Here is a 15,695-nt window from a genome sequence, read left to right as displayed (position 1 = left end):
TTTGAAAATCTTAGATGTGCGGTGAGTTGAATCGTGTTATCGGATTCGAGACGATAGCCATCTGCAATAAGTAATATGATTTTTTTCATGATGTTCTGAGTTTATGATGAGCGATGAGCAACCTGATGGTAACTTTTCACGTGAGGCCCCAGAAAGAGTCGGATGTAAATCCTGATGGCTGAAAGCCCACTAAAAATGGCCGATAGCGCTACTAAAAATGTCAGCCAAATCTGATTTTCATGAATGTGACTAAAGATCAGGTCTTCGCCCAAAAATGTTGGCGTGACCGGAAAGCCGGCTAACCCAAGAGCTGCCAACAAAAACATAAATGCCAGCCATTTATGCTCGTAGATATGCCCATAGAACCCGTTCAGATCAACAGGTTTTTCAGTTTTTCTCAATCGATTCAAAACAGCAATACCAACGACAAGTGACACGACTACACCTGATAAATAAATCAGAGTATGAGAAAAGCTAAAATGTTCATTGAAAGAAACAGCTAATGCTATCCAGAAATGGCTGAAAGCAACCAGGGAAAAACTGTATTCGGGGCTTTTACGCTCAGTAAATGATCTCAAAGAGAGCACTACTGCAACCAAGGCAAGGACATGTGGAAACAGATGAAGGGTTTCTTCAGACATACTTCCCTCCATCAAAACAAAACAGGCAATCAAATAGGCAGGAACCAGGATAAAAGCAGTTGTTCTATTATTTAGGAAGTAAAAGACTTTACCAATCTTCTTGAATGGATTCCATAGAAACCTGAATTGGTGTGTATCCAAATTCCACTCCTTAACGCTGAAAACATAGATTGAATTAAATAGCTTTCTGAAAAAGCCTGTTCGCTCAAGTTCCTTTGGAAGCGCCGTATAAAACTGCTCCCGGATCATGTAAGTAACTGTGGATGGAGATACCAGTAACTGATAGGTTCGCAAAAATGCATTACCTGCAAAGTGTATCAACGCTACTACTTCAAAGCCTAAAGCAATCTCAATAAAAATAAGCCCGATCTGAGCAATAGAAGAGTAGGCAATCTGTGATTTGACTGTTGCTTGTACATTTCCTATGAACGTTGCTATAATACTGGTACCAAAACCGGCAATCCCAACGATCCATCTAAAGGCTTCCTGATGCTCCCAAAAAGGAAATGTTCTAAGTAAAAAAAAGACGCCAATGTGTACCGAAAGTGAGCTGTAAAAAATAGCGCTTGAGGGAGTTGGCCCTTCCATGGCTCTTGGCAGCCAGGATGAAAACGGAAACTGAGCCGACTTGACACTGGCGGAGATTAGGATCATCAGTGAAATGAACAAACTCATTCCATAATGACTTTGTACCTCAGCATCGACCATGTCATAATTATTAAGCTCCAGGAAGGTCACATTATGATGCCATAGATGATGACTCATCCACATGGCCAGTATCATCGCTATATCACTAATCCTGTAAACTGAAAATACTTTGTAGGCATTACGCACAGGAAGGTATCGATCCCTATAAAAAGCAATTAGAAGGAAGGATGATAAGCCCAGCACTTCCCAACCAATAAATAGCGTCTCAAAATTTCCTGAGAGGATAATAATATTGTACCCCAAGTAGAAAAAGAGGATCGTGTTGAAAAACCGTTTGTAACCTTCTTCTCTATGTAAATAGTAACGGCTATATAAGGTGATCAGGAAAGTAAGAACAGATCCCACCACAAGGAAAACAGCTGTTACTCGATCAAAATAAAAATCCACAAAGAATTCATAATTTGGAGTGCTGTAAATCACAAATTCTTTGATATTCAGCGCTTTTCCTCCCGAAAAAGCCCAGTATAAAGTAAAACCGATGGCTAATATGTTTTGAATACCGGCAGTACCAAACGCAACTCTCGAATGAAGCACTTCATTCCTTCTGTGAACAAATACGCTAGCTAAAAATCCAAGAAATGGAATAATTAGAAATATGGGTAATATATTAATCATCATTTCTCTCATTTAAGTAAATACACAGGTAAGTTTTCATGAGTAGACTCAATTGCTGAATTGAGATCTTCGATGACCACTGCTTCCAGGTTTTTGCTTATTGGATCATAATGACTGAAGCTGCCATCAGCGAAACGATAAACTTTTCCATCTAAGGGATTGACGACTGTCAAAATCACCCATTCGTTGATAAACCATTCATAGGTTGCTTCCGAGCTTTGGATCGTTTTAAGAACTACCTCCGGATTGTGTTCTATGACTATCATCAATCGGAGTGGATCATGTACTTCCACCATTTGGATCGGTAGCCCCGGTCTAAGGTCACCTTCAAATCCATTTGCTACGCCAATCAGTCCCATCACATTATGAGGAAGCTTTGATCCCGCACCCAATTTTTCATTATCTACTCTAGAAAAGTAGTATTCTAAATTGATGCCGCCACAAACTGGTGCTGCGGCATTAATAATCGTTTGCAGGTACTTTCCATCAGGATCCAGCTCGTAGTTATAGCTATTTAAAAATGCCCTCCGATCAAGAAACAGATGATCATTGATGTGCTTCCTCCCGATCACACACAAAGTGTTTGTAGCATGATTCAATTCTGGTCTGGGCTCAAACAATGAAACCGAGCGCTCTTTCACTTTATGATGAATCAGTTCTACTGGTTGTTTGGTGTCGATAGACATAAACCTTCGGGACCTTTCCTTAGCGTTCACCCTAAGTGCTTTTTCGAAGACCTTAACATTTTTTTTGTGGGCCTCTTGATTTTCAGTATTCAATAATTCTTCATCAAAGAATCTGAATTCATCTCTCGTAGTATCATGCAATCCACCGATGAATTCGGTGCTATCCGGAATGTCAATGCCTCCCTTCTTTAATAGATCTCTAACTCCACGATGATTAGCCATGAAACTAAAAGCTCTTGCATTGGCAGATCCAGGCCGCCCTGAACACGCTCCACAGTCATACCCTGCATAATGGGTATTATTTGCGCTGCTGGCACCATGCCCTATCATGTAAACTAGCGGAGCAAACAACTCAGTAGTTCCTGTACTTCTGAGCACCATTTCTACACGGTCCGCCATTTCTTTTACCGTGTATCCGATCTGCAGTCCATCTTGCTTATGGTACTCACTTCTGTTTTCGATGGTTAGGGCCGAATAACTATCCATGTGAGAAAATGAATAAGAGGTAGCCGGACTAACGCTCGGTCTGAAGATGTTGAACATCAGCTTAATGGCTGACCAGAAACCTAGCGTCTGACTGATCAACCATCCTCTGAATAGTCCATGAGAAGACTTATTGAAATGGAGATCAGAAGTATTGTTACGATTTGTAGACACTTCTTTGATCAAATGCTTTGGCGAGATAGGGACCGGACACACCTTGGAATAGAACTTTCCATTCTTTGGTTGGTAAAATGTGTCGATAGCAAAATGCCCCGGTGTACCATAAGTAGCACAGTCAGGGTCATAGTGCTCTATATAGCGACGAATAGAGCACTCACGGTCATCGATGCAGAAGAATGCCTCAAATGAAGGTATCTCGGTTTTGGGCTCCAGCTGCTCTCCCACCATAACGCCTGCAAGAACTTGATCATAATATGTCCATTCGTAGGCTTCTTGCCAGATGACGATTAATTCATCATACTCTTCCCATTCTGTTTCCCCCAGAATATCTACGATGTGCTCTTTCTCGGCAATTTCCGAAAGTGGTTTCCACTTTTGGCCTAGCGCATTGTCTAAATTATCAATTTCCAGGAGGCACTCCAGCAAGATCATTTCTTTCAAGCTAATTTTCCGACCATCAAGAAGTGATCTTGGTTGAGCTTCAATGTGGCCGATTAGACCGGACCAACCCGGGTGTGCAAATTGCTGATCAAACAGGTATTGCTCATAAAGTACCTCATGACCTACTAAGAGTTTGAGCAGACTCTCTATTGATGTATGAGGATCAAATAAAAGACCTTTGGCTCGTTGTGTTTTAAAGAAAGACACAAAACTATTTTTCTCAATTTCAATGATTGAGGAAATGAAGCTCTCCTTGTTTACCGGAAATTTGGTTATAGCGATCCCCTGATCAAGGTAGCTGTTTAGAATCCTGAACAGATTGGTGTGAACGATAGTGTTTAGATCAAGCTTGAAATGATCTTTCCAAAGTGCGCGCAAACGTCCAATCTTTCCATCATTGAACTCTTTATAATCCGAATCAGTGAGACGTGTCTTCCATGCATTCAGCGCGCCGTTCCCTTTCCTTCTGATGATGACATTTTCCAGAATTTCATTATTGATTTTGCCTTCATCATAAAGCCTTCGATATTCTTGAAGGGATAGAGATGTTTTATATCCAAAAATCTTTGATGCTCTTCTGATGGCCTGCTCAAAAGGGAGGTCCTGAAAGGCATGTAAAGTATTGTGATGCACAAAGTCCTTTAGCGGAGCCTGTGCCGGTAAATAATGTTTGAGTTTTTCCAAGATGAGATCTTCCCGAAAAGTATTCGTTGATGACATAATGATATTAATAAAACTGAATTAAGCTTTGACTAGAATGGTGGGGTTCCACCTTGTGTGAGCATAGCTGGTCAGTAATATTAACAGCAGAGTTTGAGATTACAGTACAGGATGTACTTACCCTCGGCTTGTTGTAATAGTGTGTGAGAGGAATTGCAGTTGTTATTTCCTAATAGCGACCATTCTGTTAATAACAATTCCCATTCCGATGGATGAGCATCATTTAGGCCGTATAGTAAATCATGAAAAGGCTTGCCTTCTTTCAGTTCTTCAAGGCTGTCTTCTATTTCATACCGCTCTTTTTCTCCCAGCAAATGGTCATATGTTAAGCTAGATGACCCAACTGCTAAGAGTAAAATAATTGCTACAGTATGTAAAATCAGATTTTTCATGTGATTAACACCTCAAATATATAAATACATAAGTTATAAAAAAACAAACTAAATACATTTTTAAATGTGATATTTATTACATTTGAATATATGAAATATCAATTAAAACTAGATGAGCTTAAAAAACAATTTGATTTTAAATCTGATTTTCTATTTAATGGACTAACGAAAGAAGAAGAAACCCACGTACGATCATTATTTGAACCTATCCGGTTTAAGAAAGGGAGCAAGCTTTTTTATGAAGACGGCATACCTACTGGAGTTTTCTTGATTGAGCAGGGACTAATAAAGAAGTTTAAAACGGTAATTGACGAACAAGAGCAGATATTCTACATCTATACTAATGGGGATTTATTGGGGTATCATGCGCTGCTCTCAGAAGAACGCTACCAAGATGCCTGTGAAGCTATTGAGGATACGAGTGCCAACTTTATTAGTAAGGAAAACTTTCTAAATCTACTAGCAGACTTTCCTGTATTGAAAGAAAACCTCGTTCGTAATCTGGCTCATGAATTTGGTGTACTGGCAAATACAATTGGTATTCTAGCTCAAAAAACACAAAATGTGCGTTTAGCGGTGTTTCTGCTAATTATAGAGGAGCGCTATCAAAAATATGATGGCCCAATTGGTGGCATCAGATTAACCCGCTTCGACCTTGCCAACCTGATCGGAGCTACCAGAGAAAGCCTTGGAAGGTCTTTGAAAGATTTTAAGGACAAAGGAATAATTAACATAGAGTCAAAGGCTATTCACATCACTAATCACGGAGAACTCTTTAAAATTCTTGAAAAAGAAGAGATCAAATCAAAAGCAATCGAATTAGATGAAGTATAAGAAAATGAAAAAGCCCTTAACTATCGGAATAATGGTGCTAGTAGTAATACTGATACTACTATATGCATCGCAAGAAAGAGAAACGCCAGTCTTACCCGTTACAGAGGAACTAACAAATGAGCAGGCATACAATTTAAAAGTATATAAAGATCGGTTTGCAAGAAACAATTATCATCTAGAGAAGGCATTAGAATCCATTAATCAACTTCAAAAATGGGATAAAATGGAAGGTCTTACAGCGGAGGCTTCCACAGCGCTAAAAATTCTTCATCACAGAAGTATCGTACATCTAGAGGAAATTATTAAGTCAGTTAAATCATATGAAGAATATCCAAATTTAAGTGAGAAAAAAATTCTTGAAGAGGCGATCCAAAAGCTCGAAAAAATAGACAAAGAGATAATGGGAGACTCCCTCAAAAGTGAGGATGTCTACGGTGCCTTTGACTTCACGCTCAATGCACTTGCAAAAGCTGAAATAAAACTATCCGAATCTGCTTTAAAAAGTAATCAGACAGAATTGACAAAATTAAGTTTGAAGCAGGCGCAGATTCATGTTAAGAATGCTTTTTTATTGGATTACTCAATCCAATTTGATAAAGGTCATCATTTTGATCTGGAGGTAGAAGTGTTTAAAGAAATAGACAGTTTGATTAAAGTAGACTCTATTTCAATTCAAGAGATGGACAGTCGATTGAATAAAATATCCAACGAACTCGACATACTAATGGAAGATATAAAAAGAGGCTCAAAATAATAATTCCAATGAGAAAGCTTCTTTACATATCATTAGCTCTTACAGTGTTTTTGACAACATTGTATCTGGCCGACCAACATAATAAGAAGAATACTCATCCAACGCTTAATGAGTTCGCAGAACTACCAGACAGACATTTAATAAATTCAATCGAATACTATCTGAGAAGTGAGAAAGATAAAAGCTTGGAAAGTATAGAAAAAGCCATAGAAGCCGTCTGGATTATTGAAAAGGATGTGGAAGGGATCGCCGCGATTAAAGCAGAAGATGTTGCCACTAAGCTGGAACGAATTCATACGCTCATTTTGGAAGATTCTTTGGGAAGAGAAATGTTATTTGAGGTCTTTTCATATTCAATGAATAATCTGGCTTATGCTGAGATTTTAGTAGCTCAGAAATACACTAATAATTTAGAATCGCTTAACGCAAAAAAAGCCCTTCGATTTGCAAAGTCTCATTTGCTAAATAACAATATTTTTTTAAGTGATGAACTAGATTCTTCCCTTACAATTATTATCCAGATTGATAATCTTCTGAAAAAAGATTCAATTTTTAACTCCGATTATCTCAATCTATTAAGAGAGCTTGATTCTCGAAATCAAAAAATAAAAACAAATCTAAACAGCTAATAAAATGAAAAAACAAATCATTTGGATCTTCGTAGGTGTTGTAGCCTTATTTATAATCATCTACTATGTTGGGCAGGAACAAGAACCTAATCACCCGACACTAAATACTTCAGCAGTAATGCCAGACGAGTATCTGCGTATTGTAGATTACTACGAACAAAAAGACCGACATTCCATGAGTGCATTTAATTTGGAACAAGCAATTCAATCAATATGGAAGCTTGAAAGTGATGTCGATGATGAAAGTTTTGAGAAATTAGAAAATGCAATCAAACGACTTGAAGAAGTACACAAAAGCATTTTGAGAGACTCAATTGACTCTGAAGAGTTACGATTGGCCTTTGAATTTACTCTGAACAACCTCGCCCATGCTGAATTGGAAATAGCAGAAATGTATGCTGAAACCAATCAATTAGATAAGGCAAATATGGCACTAAAGTACGCTCGGCTTCATGTTAAAAATGCGATGCTTTTTCACAATCCTTACTGGGATAAAAATCCGAAAAACCTAGCAATTGAGAAGCAAGTGTTTATTGAAATGGATAGCCTTTTAGAAAACCAAGCAGTTAGTCCGGTGGAGTACACCATGGCTTTGGACAAGATGATTAGAGAGATTGATGAGATAGTAGATGAAAAATGATGATACATCACTTGCTAGCGCCAATTATGCAGAAGCTCGAACTAGGAAAGAATTGGTGAAAGCAGTCGGGTTTTAGTAATAGCGGATTCAACAGAAGACATTTGCATTGTTATGACCTTCCCTGAAAGCCATCCTATGAGAGAATAATTAATTAGTACAAAAACAACTTCCACAACGAAAATTTATAGCATCTAAGTTTTGCCAAGTGAGGTACTACTTTGGAGGAATGGTAATGGGATTTCCATCGCGAACAGCTCTGTAATGAGGTGACATTATTTCGATACCTGCATCATTGAATTTATCCTGAATATTGGCGTGAAGCTCAGAATACGTTTTTGGCATTTTTTCTGGGATATCTGTATATGCGTTCAATTGATACGACACATACCAATCATCCAGACTTGTCTGTAAAACGAAAGGTTCTTTGCTGATATTTACTCCATCTGTAGCCACCGCTGCTTCTATTAAGAGCTCATGTACTTTGCGCCATGGCACGTCATATCCAATGGTGACAGAGGTATGAAGAATAAGTCCGAGTTCCCTACTACTGCTTGTATAGTTCACTGTATGACCCGTAAGTATTGCTGAGTTAGGTACTGTGATGTCTTCATTTTTGGGAGTTCTTACTCTAGTAACCAACAGAGATTTTTCAACTATCTCGCCCGTAACATCACCAATTTTGACGCGATCTCCTACTCTAAATGGTCGCATATATGTAATGACAAGTCCAGCAACAGCATTGGCAATTGCAGAGGTAGATCCAAACGAAACTATTAAACCAATAAAGACGGAAACTCCTTTAAAAATATCCGAATCAGATCCGGGCAAATACGGATAAATCATTACGATCATAAAAGCATACACCATAAACTTGACCAGTCTATATGTTGGCATTGCCCAATCAGGGAAGAAACCAGGCACATGTAGTCTGGAGCTTTCAATCTCTACGGCAATGAACTTCAAGAACTTCGCCAGGTAGCTTGTAATCAGATATATTACTGCGATCGTGAAGATATTAGGGAGGTAGCTCCAAAAGCTAAACCATATATTTTTCGCCGGGCTTAATATCCAATCAAGCAATGTCTGCGCCCACCCTTTCGTAAAAGGGAAAAGACCAAAAATCAACGGAAGAGACAAATAGAAAACGAGGGCGTAGAACCCCCATTTGAGTACTGATATTGAGCGTATGGCAACATCCAAGTGCAGTGATGGAGGTAGCATCTCAAAGTTTCGAATCTTGAAACCTGTGAAAAATTTGGCTTTGTTTAGTACCATCCATCCTTGGACGCCATTTGACAATTTGCGAATGAAATACAAGATCAATAAGACCCCTCCCAAAATCAGAAAAACCAAACCAATTCTTGCGGCTATGTTTTTAACTGTACTCCGGTTTCTTGTCGAGATTACATATTCTGAGATAAGGCCTTGATAAATACTAGCTAAAGAATTCTTATTTTCTCCATCCACCCATAATGCATCCCAATCTGAAATACTTGTTACAATTAGATTTTTATACATTATATCTATCGTCCCTTCATGTTCCTCCATCAATAATGAATCGGCGAAGAAATAATCGTCTCTTACCAAGATCTCGATTTTCTCTATCACATTGGATGCGCGATCTTCAGCCATAACAGGACCTAGCTTCGTAAAAATAGTAAAGAGAGAATCTCCAAATGGTTCAACTTTATACCCTTTGGTACTGGATCTCAATTCCAAAATTCGCTGCTTTTGTTGAGTATTTCTCAGAGAATCACGCCTTTCGATTTCTTTAATCTGCTGACGCAATGATGTCTGACTTACTTTATCATTTTCCTGAAGTAACTGTATTCGTTTCATCAGATCTACTCGAGCTAAGGAATCTTGCTTGCGCTTTTGATTGCTTTGCTTCAGCAGTCTCTCATAGGTATTTAATTGTTGATTGAGGCTATTAAGCTTCCGCTCCACTTCTGTAGTCTCGGTACTATCACTTTCAGATTGTCCAAAGGATATTTGAGCGCTGATTAGTAGAACTAAAAGGAAAAATATTTTTTTCATGCAATTTTCAATTGCGCTATTTACGCAGGAATTGTGGAAAGGTTTGAACAGAATTTACAACAAATATGACATAAAAAAAGGGCTCAACGAGCCCTTTATTTCTAATAGTATTTTCTAGCTATTGTCCTATCTCAACCAATTCAATATCAAATACCAAATCTTTTCCTGCGAGCTCATGGTTAGCATCTACAGTTATTACCGAATCAGAAACAGCTGTTACGTTTACATAAGTCTGGTGACCAAGATCATTGGTAGCGACTAGTTTTTGTCCGACTTCAGGTTTCATATCGTCTGGTAATTGATCCTTAGGCACCTCCTGAATAAGCTCATCTCTCCGATCTCCATATGCTTCAGCAGAAGGAATAGTTACTGTCTTCTTTTCCTTAATCTCCATTCCATTGACAGCATGGTCAAAGCCTTTAATCATTTGACCTCCTCCTAATGTAAACTCAAGCGGATCACGTCCTTCTGAAGAATCAAATACTTCTCCAGATGTAAGTTTTCCTGTGTAATGCACTTTTACCTTGTCGTTAGCTTTAGCTTTCATTTGTATGTTTTCTTGTGAAATAATGAAGCAAAGGTAAATAAATTATGATGTTGGTTTAGTTATGATAATATATATGTAACTACATATAATGTATTTACGTATATTATTGCAATTAAAAAAGAAAGGGAAACATGAAAAATGTAATTCACAAAGCAAATAGCCGAGGCTCAGCAAATTTCGATTGGTTGAACAGCAAACACACTTTCAGTTTTGGACAGTATTATGATCCGGATCGGGTGAATTTCGGAATGCTTCGTGTTCTAAATGATGATATCGTGATAGGAGGAGCGGGATTTCCTACCCATCCACATAGTAATATGGAAATAGTATCCATTCCATTAACTGGTGCGCTTGCTCATCGGGATAGTACTGGCACCGAAAAGGTAATCCAAACTGGTGAAGTACAAATCATGAGTGCAGGCAGCGGGCTGACTCATTCAGAGTACAATGCCAGTAAATCAGACGAGGTTAATTTTCTTCAGATTTGGGTATTTCCAAAAGAAGAAAATATTAAACCAAGATATGATCAAAAACTCTTCGATGAGGCTGATAGAAAGAACGCATTCCAAACTGTAGTATCCCCAAATGAGGACGGAAGTCTTTGGATCAATCAGGATGCTTGGTTCTCTCTCGCAAATCTTGAAACCCAAAAGTCTATTCGATATGATATAAATAAAGAAGGTAATGGAGTATATATATTCGTTATTGAAGGAGCAGTGGAAATTGCAGACAAAGCTTTAGAGAAGAGAGATGCAATCGGAGTTTATGAAACCGATGGAATTGATATAACAGCTCACGCTGATTCAAAAGTACTTATCATCGAAGTACCAATGGACTGAATTTTTTAAATAAGGTTTAGAGCATAAAAAAACCCACTCATTTTGAGTGGGTTTTTGTTATTTCAACAAGGTAATATTAACCTCCCTGAACTCCAACCTCATTAAATGGTCTTGGAAGCTGCTCAATAACAGAATCTCCAGTCCTATCAATTGTTAGTTCATCAAGTCTATCATATCTTCTCATATCTACCCATCTATGTCCTTCATCAAACAAAGAATATCTTCTTTGATTGAGCATTTCATCAAGAAGTGAAGCCTGATCAACAGTTCCGGAATAAGCTGCTAGCCCTCCTGAACTTACACGAATCAAGTCTAACAATGTAACAGCCTCAGCTAAAGATGCTCCAGTGTTTTGTTGAATCAAGGCCTCAGCTTTAATCAAGATTAATTCTTCATTTCGAATGAATGGAATAGGATCAGTATTTGTCTGATATCGAAACGCATCATGAGTGGCTGTCAATCCAGCTGTGCTAATAGGATCCGTTCGAAGAGAGGCTTTACTTAATCTAGTATCCCCAGCTTCTGCATCTGCAACCCAATCAGGATGAGCAAGCTTTGTTGTGCCATTTGTATTTAATGGGTAAAATAAAGGATTAACTCTATCTCCTGACGCATTAGCATATACCCGATATACACCAAGATCAAAATTTCCAGTCTCATCCAAAAATGATTGGTTAACAAATGCAAGTGCACTTGTAAAATCACCTTCGTATACTGCTACTCTGGCTTGCATCGCTTTAATGAACTCGCCGAAACCGCTAGGGTCATCAAAACCAGCAAACCCAGCAGTCAATGAAAAAGCAAATTCACTTCCTGCATTTGAAATATGACCTGCTGCCTCTGCTAGAATTTCCGAAATAGCAGTGTATGCTTCAGCTGCGTTATTAGTATACGCACCCAAATTATTTGGATCTGACACATCAATTCTAATCCCATTATTATATTGGTGATTGAGTGCATGCAACAACTCGATAGCCTTAAAGGTCTTAGCAAAAGCTAAATAACCTTGAGCTTGAGCATTTGTCAAGACGGTCGTATTCTGTGCCGCATCAATTAATACATTGCTTGTTTTCACACCATTGTAACGAGTTGAAAAATTCGTAGCTGTGTAAAAAGCACTATTATCAAGATTACCTGTACCTAGTAAATCTCCAACCCATCTAGGGTCAGAAACATCAAACCTATAAACATCTCTCCCAATAACTCCGGCAATATCATGATAAGTTGCCATTCCAGTACTTGCTCTAGCAATTATACCAGTTACAAGCTCATTTAGCTGTCCAATACCCGCATTTGATGTAACGCCATCTAAACTCGGCTGATTTGGATCCACAGTCTCTTCCAATTCGCAAGAAAAACTCACGAAAATCAAGACCATCAGTATTGACAATTGTCTATTTAAAATTTTCATTACTTTCTTAATTTTTTATTAAAATCCAATCTCTAAGTGAAAGAACATTCTTCTAGAAGAAGGGAATGGTGTTACTTCCACACCTCCGATTACACCTCCACTTCCAAAGTTTGATACCTCTGGATCATAACTTGTGTAATCAGAAAATAATAGAAGATTGTTTCCTGATACACCTACTCTTACTTTATTCAATGAGCCATTCAAGAATGAACCCAACAAAGAAGACGGTAATGTATAATATAATGACACTTCTCTAAGTTTTAGATATTCTGAATCCTCAACAAATATTGCTGCATTTGTTCCACTAAAGAATGCTGCAATTCTAGCATCTCCTAAGCGCTGCTCAGTATCATCTACTACAACTACTTCATCGTAATTATAAGTTGACCCACCAAAATCAGTTAGTAACCCTGTTAGGTTAACATTTTGGCCACCTTTCTTAAAATGCCAAAGCATTGAAAAATTAAAATTCTTTAAGAAAGTAACATTGTTATTCCATGACAATTCCCAGTCAGGTGCTGTATCGCCAAGCTCTACGACTTCAGTTGAACCATTCGTTCCTACTATTTGAGTAAGTGATTTCCCTTGCTCTAGTCTAACCGTTCCTAATCCTGTCCCAAAACCACCACCTGGAGGATTGAAAGCTGGAATATCAAGCCTGGTTAATTCAGATACATTTTTCCACCAAAAAACGGTTGTATTCCAACTGACATTTGAAGATTGTACTACACTTGCTTTTAATGCAAGTTCAATTCCTCTATTCTCAAGAGCACCCAAATTTGTGATTTGAGTAGTGAATCCTGATGCTGGAGGAAGGGCCGCTTGTAAAATCAAATCTTCAACTTTTTTGTTGTAGAAAGTGGCCTCAAGACCAACTCTACTATCAAACAAGCCAAGATCAAATCCAACTTCGAATTCTTTAGATCTCTCTGGTTGAATATCTGGATCCCCTTGAATATTCCCTGTTACAGAGCCTGTATTCCCTCCGGTATTCAAAGCAGCTAAAGCTGTAAATTTAGATTGCACTAAAGAAGTTGGATTAGGGTTAGGAACCCCTCCGGCTTCTCCATATGCTGCTCTCAATTTAAGTTGATTTATAGGTGCAACACTCCAAAAATCAAAATTTGCTAAATTAACTGCAACGGATACTTTAGGGTAGCTATAAAGCTTATTTGGATCTCCGTTTAGAGATGATTTATCAAGTCTGATACTTGCAGTACCTATGATCTTATCTTCCCAATTTGCCTCTTGTTGAAAAGCATATCCAATATCCTCAGTTTCTAGGTTTCTGTTGAAAACACTGATTGCTCCTGCTTGCTCTAAATTAGTCTGCCCAGAGACCAATTGCTGTGCCTGTGTGGTTAACAACTCTCTCTCTTGGCTTAGTCTATTAAATCCAACTGAAGAGGTCATATCTACACTCCCTACTCTTGTGTTGAATACCAAGAATGAAGAAAGGTTAGTGTTAAAATTAGTGTTGTTACCTCTTGAATAAAGTCCATCTTGCTGACCAACAGTAAATTGTAAATCCTCAGGAAAGTGAAGAGTACTTTCATTTATGTAGTAATCAAGACCTCCATTCACTTTTAAAGATAGAAATGCATTGTCTTTTCTCAAGAGTTTAATGTTCAAATTAGAACCTACAACAAATCGATTAGTAATATCTCCGATTGTAGATCTATCCCTTGTTTGTAAGGGGTTTGAAGGGTTCGCCGGATGATTCGGGTAAATCCCTTGTTCATTTGGATAAAGATCATGCCATGGTAAGGTTGCTGATAAAGCCACTCCGTATGAAACCCCTGCATTATCATTATTGGTCACCCCTCTATTCATCTGAGATCTTATATAATTAGTCGATACGCCTATATCAACAAGGTCTGAGATTTTGTGATCAATATTCGCTCGAATTGACTGTCTCTTAAATCCGGTATTCTTTATTATACCTTCTTCGTCTTTATTACTAGCAGCCAAGTAAAATTTGGTTTTTGCACTACCTCCAGTCAACGTGACCTTTGACGTTTTCAAAATACCGGTTTCTCCATACATTTCATTTTCATAATCACGAAGTGTACCAGCCGCTGCTGCTGCATCGTAATCAGCTTGGGCAGTAGCTCCAAAATCAGCCAAAACACTTTCTGATGTAAATGGCCTTACACCTAAAGGATTCAAAATTTGAGTAAATCCAATATCCTGACTAAATGTCAAGTTTGTTTTACCTGTCTGACCTCTTTTAGTAGTAATAATAACCACCCCAGCATTTGCTCGTGAACCATATATGGCAGAAGCAGAAGCTCCTTTCAGAATTTCTATACTTTCAATATCGCCTGGATCCAAATCTGCAATTCTATTGGAAGCATTATCCTGGTTAGAAACAGGAAGACCACCACCGGCAGAGGTTACCGAATTCGTACCCGGTTGACTCACAGAATTATCTAAGTAGACTCCATCAACAATGTACAAAGGCTCAGAAGAACCTGTAATCGTTGTTATACCTCTTAACTTCATTGAAATACCGCCCCCTGGAGCACCAGAATTAGAAAGTATGTTGGCTCCTACAACCTTTCCTTGTAGTCCAGCATCCAAGGTCTGAATATTGGTTTTACCTGAAAGTTCATCTCCTGAAACAGAGCTAACCGCATTACCCAAATTACTTCTCTTGACTGATGATGCAAGACCTGTTACAACAACCTCATCGAGATTCGTCACATCAGTTCTCATCGAAACATCACCAGCATCTGAAGCAGCAATTTCTTGGTTAGAATAACCTATTGAAGAGAATACAAGTGTTGAGCCAGATGGAACTGATAATTCATATGCTCCATCAATTCCAGTAATAGCTCCATTTGTGGTCCCTTTTACTAATACTGTAACACCGGGAAGCGGATCTCCATTGGAAGCATCCGTTACCGTTCCACTGACCCTGACATCCTGGGCCATCAAGAAACTAATGGGTACCAACAAGGTAAGTACCAATAGTTTCCTTTTTAAGTAGTTTTTCATCATAGTAGAGTTTTTAAACTTAAAAAAAAATTAATGTGACGATAAAACTCTCGAAATAAAGGATAAATACCAAAAATCCTTCGATTAAAAAGGTTGTGAAAACAACGAAAAAATATTGAATTTTAAGAAAATAAAAAT

12 protein-coding genes are annotated in these 15,695 nt (G+C 38.2%); 5 read left to right on the top strand and 7 right to left on the bottom strand.

Annotated elements, in window-relative coordinates; all coding sequences use genetic code 11:
- Positions 1-101 precede the first annotated feature (101 nt).
- From ACL8WY_RS15140 to ACL8WY_RS15130, 3 genes are all read right to left on the bottom strand, one after another.
- The gene (locus ACL8WY_RS15140) at positions 102-1,967 is read right to left on the bottom strand and encodes a proton-conducting transporter transmembrane domain-containing protein (RefSeq protein ID WP_436515596.1); all 1,866 of its coding nucleotides are present in this window, start codon (positions 1,965-1,967) and stop codon (positions 102-104) included.
- Positions 1,968-1,972: 5 nt separating this feature from the next.
- On the bottom strand, positions 1,973-4,474 hold the full coding sequence (locus ACL8WY_RS15135) for a YbcC family protein (RefSeq protein ID WP_436515595.1): 2,502 nt from the start codon (positions 4,472-4,474) through the stop codon (positions 1,973-1,975).
- Positions 4,475-4,554: 80 nt separating this feature from the next.
- Positions 4,555-4,866, bottom strand: a complete 312-nt coding sequence (locus ACL8WY_RS15130) for a hypothetical protein (RefSeq protein ID WP_436515594.1) — start codon at positions 4,864-4,866, stop codon at positions 4,555-4,557.
- Between the two features lie 90 nt (positions 4,867-4,956).
- On the opposite strand from ACL8WY_RS15130, the gene ACL8WY_RS15125 reads away from it, so the two are divergent.
- Genes ACL8WY_RS15125 through ACL8WY_RS15110 form a run of 4 tightly spaced genes read left to right on the top strand, consistent with a single transcriptional unit; the run spans position 4,957 to position 7,723 of the window.
- Positions 4,957-5,700 (top strand): Crp/Fnr family transcriptional regulator, encoded by a 744-nt coding sequence (locus tag ACL8WY_RS15125; RefSeq protein WP_436515593.1) that lies wholly within the window; start codon positions 4,957-4,959, stop codon positions 5,698-5,700.
- A gap of 4 nt (positions 5,701-5,704) precedes the next feature.
- Positions 5,705-6,454 (top strand): hypothetical protein, encoded by a 750-nt coding sequence (locus ACL8WY_RS15120; protein WP_436515592.1) that lies wholly within the window; start codon positions 5,705-5,707, stop codon positions 6,452-6,454.
- An 8-nt stretch (positions 6,455-6,462) separates the two neighbouring features.
- A complete protein-coding gene (locus tag ACL8WY_RS15115) occupies positions 6,463-7,083 on the top strand; it encodes a hypothetical protein (RefSeq protein ID WP_436515591.1) in 621 nt (206 codons plus the stop codon).
- Positions 7,084-7,087: 4 nt separating this feature from the next.
- On the top strand, positions 7,088-7,723 hold the full coding sequence (locus ACL8WY_RS15110) for a hypothetical protein (RefSeq protein WP_436515590.1): 636 nt from the start codon (positions 7,088-7,090) through the stop codon (positions 7,721-7,723).
- A gap of 213 nt (positions 7,724-7,936) precedes the next feature.
- On the opposite strand, the gene ACL8WY_RS15105 is transcribed toward ACL8WY_RS15110, so the two are convergent.
- Both ACL8WY_RS15105 and ACL8WY_RS15100 read right to left on the bottom strand, forming a co-directional pair.
- A complete protein-coding gene (locus tag ACL8WY_RS15105) occupies positions 7,937-9,760 on the bottom strand; it encodes a mechanosensitive ion channel domain-containing protein (RefSeq protein WP_436515589.1) in 1,824 nt (607 codons plus the stop codon).
- A gap of 118 nt (positions 9,761-9,878) precedes the next feature.
- The gene (locus ACL8WY_RS15100; protein ID WP_436515588.1) at positions 9,879-10,307 is read right to left on the bottom strand and encodes an FKBP-type peptidyl-prolyl cis-trans isomerase; all 429 of its coding nucleotides are present in this window, start codon (positions 10,305-10,307) and stop codon (positions 9,879-9,881) included.
- 131 nt (positions 10,308-10,438) lie between these two features.
- Here ACL8WY_RS15100 and ACL8WY_RS15095 point away from each other — a divergent pair, with 131 nt between their 5' ends.
- Entirely contained in the window at positions 10,439-11,146 is a 708-nt protein-coding gene (locus tag ACL8WY_RS15095) for a pirin family protein (RefSeq protein WP_436515587.1), read from the top strand.
- 76 nt (positions 11,147-11,222) lie between these two features.
- On the opposite strand, the gene ACL8WY_RS15090 is transcribed toward ACL8WY_RS15095, so the two are convergent.
- Positions 11,223-12,557 (bottom strand): RagB/SusD family nutrient uptake outer membrane protein, encoded by a 1,335-nt coding sequence (locus ACL8WY_RS15090; protein WP_436515586.1) that lies wholly within the window; start codon positions 12,555-12,557, stop codon positions 11,223-11,225.
- An 18-nt stretch (positions 12,558-12,575) separates the two neighbouring features.
- Positions 12,576-15,560, bottom strand: coding sequence for a SusC/RagA family TonB-linked outer membrane protein (locus tag ACL8WY_RS15085; RefSeq protein WP_436515585.1), 2,985 nt, complete (start codon positions 15,558-15,560; stop codon positions 12,576-12,578).
- Between the last annotated feature and the right edge of the window lie 135 nt (positions 15,561-15,695).

Source organism: Ekhidna algicida (assembly GCF_051379705.1).
Lineage (GTDB): Bacteria > Bacteroidota > Bacteroidia > Cytophagales > Cyclobacteriaceae > Ekhidna.
The sequence above is the reverse complement of the archived record's forward strand: the minus strand, read 5'-3'. Positions and strand labels throughout refer to the sequence as shown.

Coding starts and splice junctions, on each gene's coding strand:
- ACL8WY_RS15140 (WP_436515596.1), bottom strand. CDS start 1,967: ATGATGATTAATATATTACCCATATTTCTAATTATTCCATTTCTTGGA.
- ACL8WY_RS15135 (WP_436515595.1), bottom strand. CDS start 4,474: ATGTCATCAACGAATACTTTTCGGGAAGATCTCATCTTGGAAAAACTC.
- ACL8WY_RS15130 (WP_436515594.1), bottom strand. CDS start 4,866: ATGAAAAATCTGATTTTACATACTGTAGCAATTATTTTACTCTTAGCA.
- ACL8WY_RS15125 (WP_436515593.1), top strand. CDS start 4,957: ATGAAATATCAATTAAAACTAGATGAGCTTAAAAAACAATTTGATTTT.
- ACL8WY_RS15120 (WP_436515592.1), top strand. CDS start 5,705: ATGAAAAAGCCCTTAACTATCGGAATAATGGTGCTAGTAGTAATACTG.
- ACL8WY_RS15115 (WP_436515591.1), top strand. CDS start 6,463: ATGAGAAAGCTTCTTTACATATCATTAGCTCTTACAGTGTTTTTGACA.
- ACL8WY_RS15110 (WP_436515590.1), top strand. CDS start 7,088: ATGAAAAAACAAATCATTTGGATCTTCGTAGGTGTTGTAGCCTTATTT.
- ACL8WY_RS15105 (WP_436515589.1), bottom strand. CDS start 9,760: ATGAAAAAAATATTTTTCCTTTTAGTTCTACTAATCAGCGCTCAAATA.
- ACL8WY_RS15100 (WP_436515588.1), bottom strand. CDS start 10,307: ATGAAAGCTAAAGCTAACGACAAGGTAAAAGTGCATTACACAGGAAAA.
- ACL8WY_RS15095 (WP_436515587.1), top strand. CDS start 10,439: ATGAAAAATGTAATTCACAAAGCAAATAGCCGAGGCTCAGCAAATTTC.
- ACL8WY_RS15090 (WP_436515586.1), bottom strand. CDS start 12,557: ATGAAAATTTTAAATAGACAATTGTCAATACTGATGGTCTTGATTTTC.
- ACL8WY_RS15085 (WP_436515585.1), bottom strand. CDS start 15,560: ATGATGAAAAACTACTTAAAAAGGAAACTATTGGTACTTACCTTGTTG.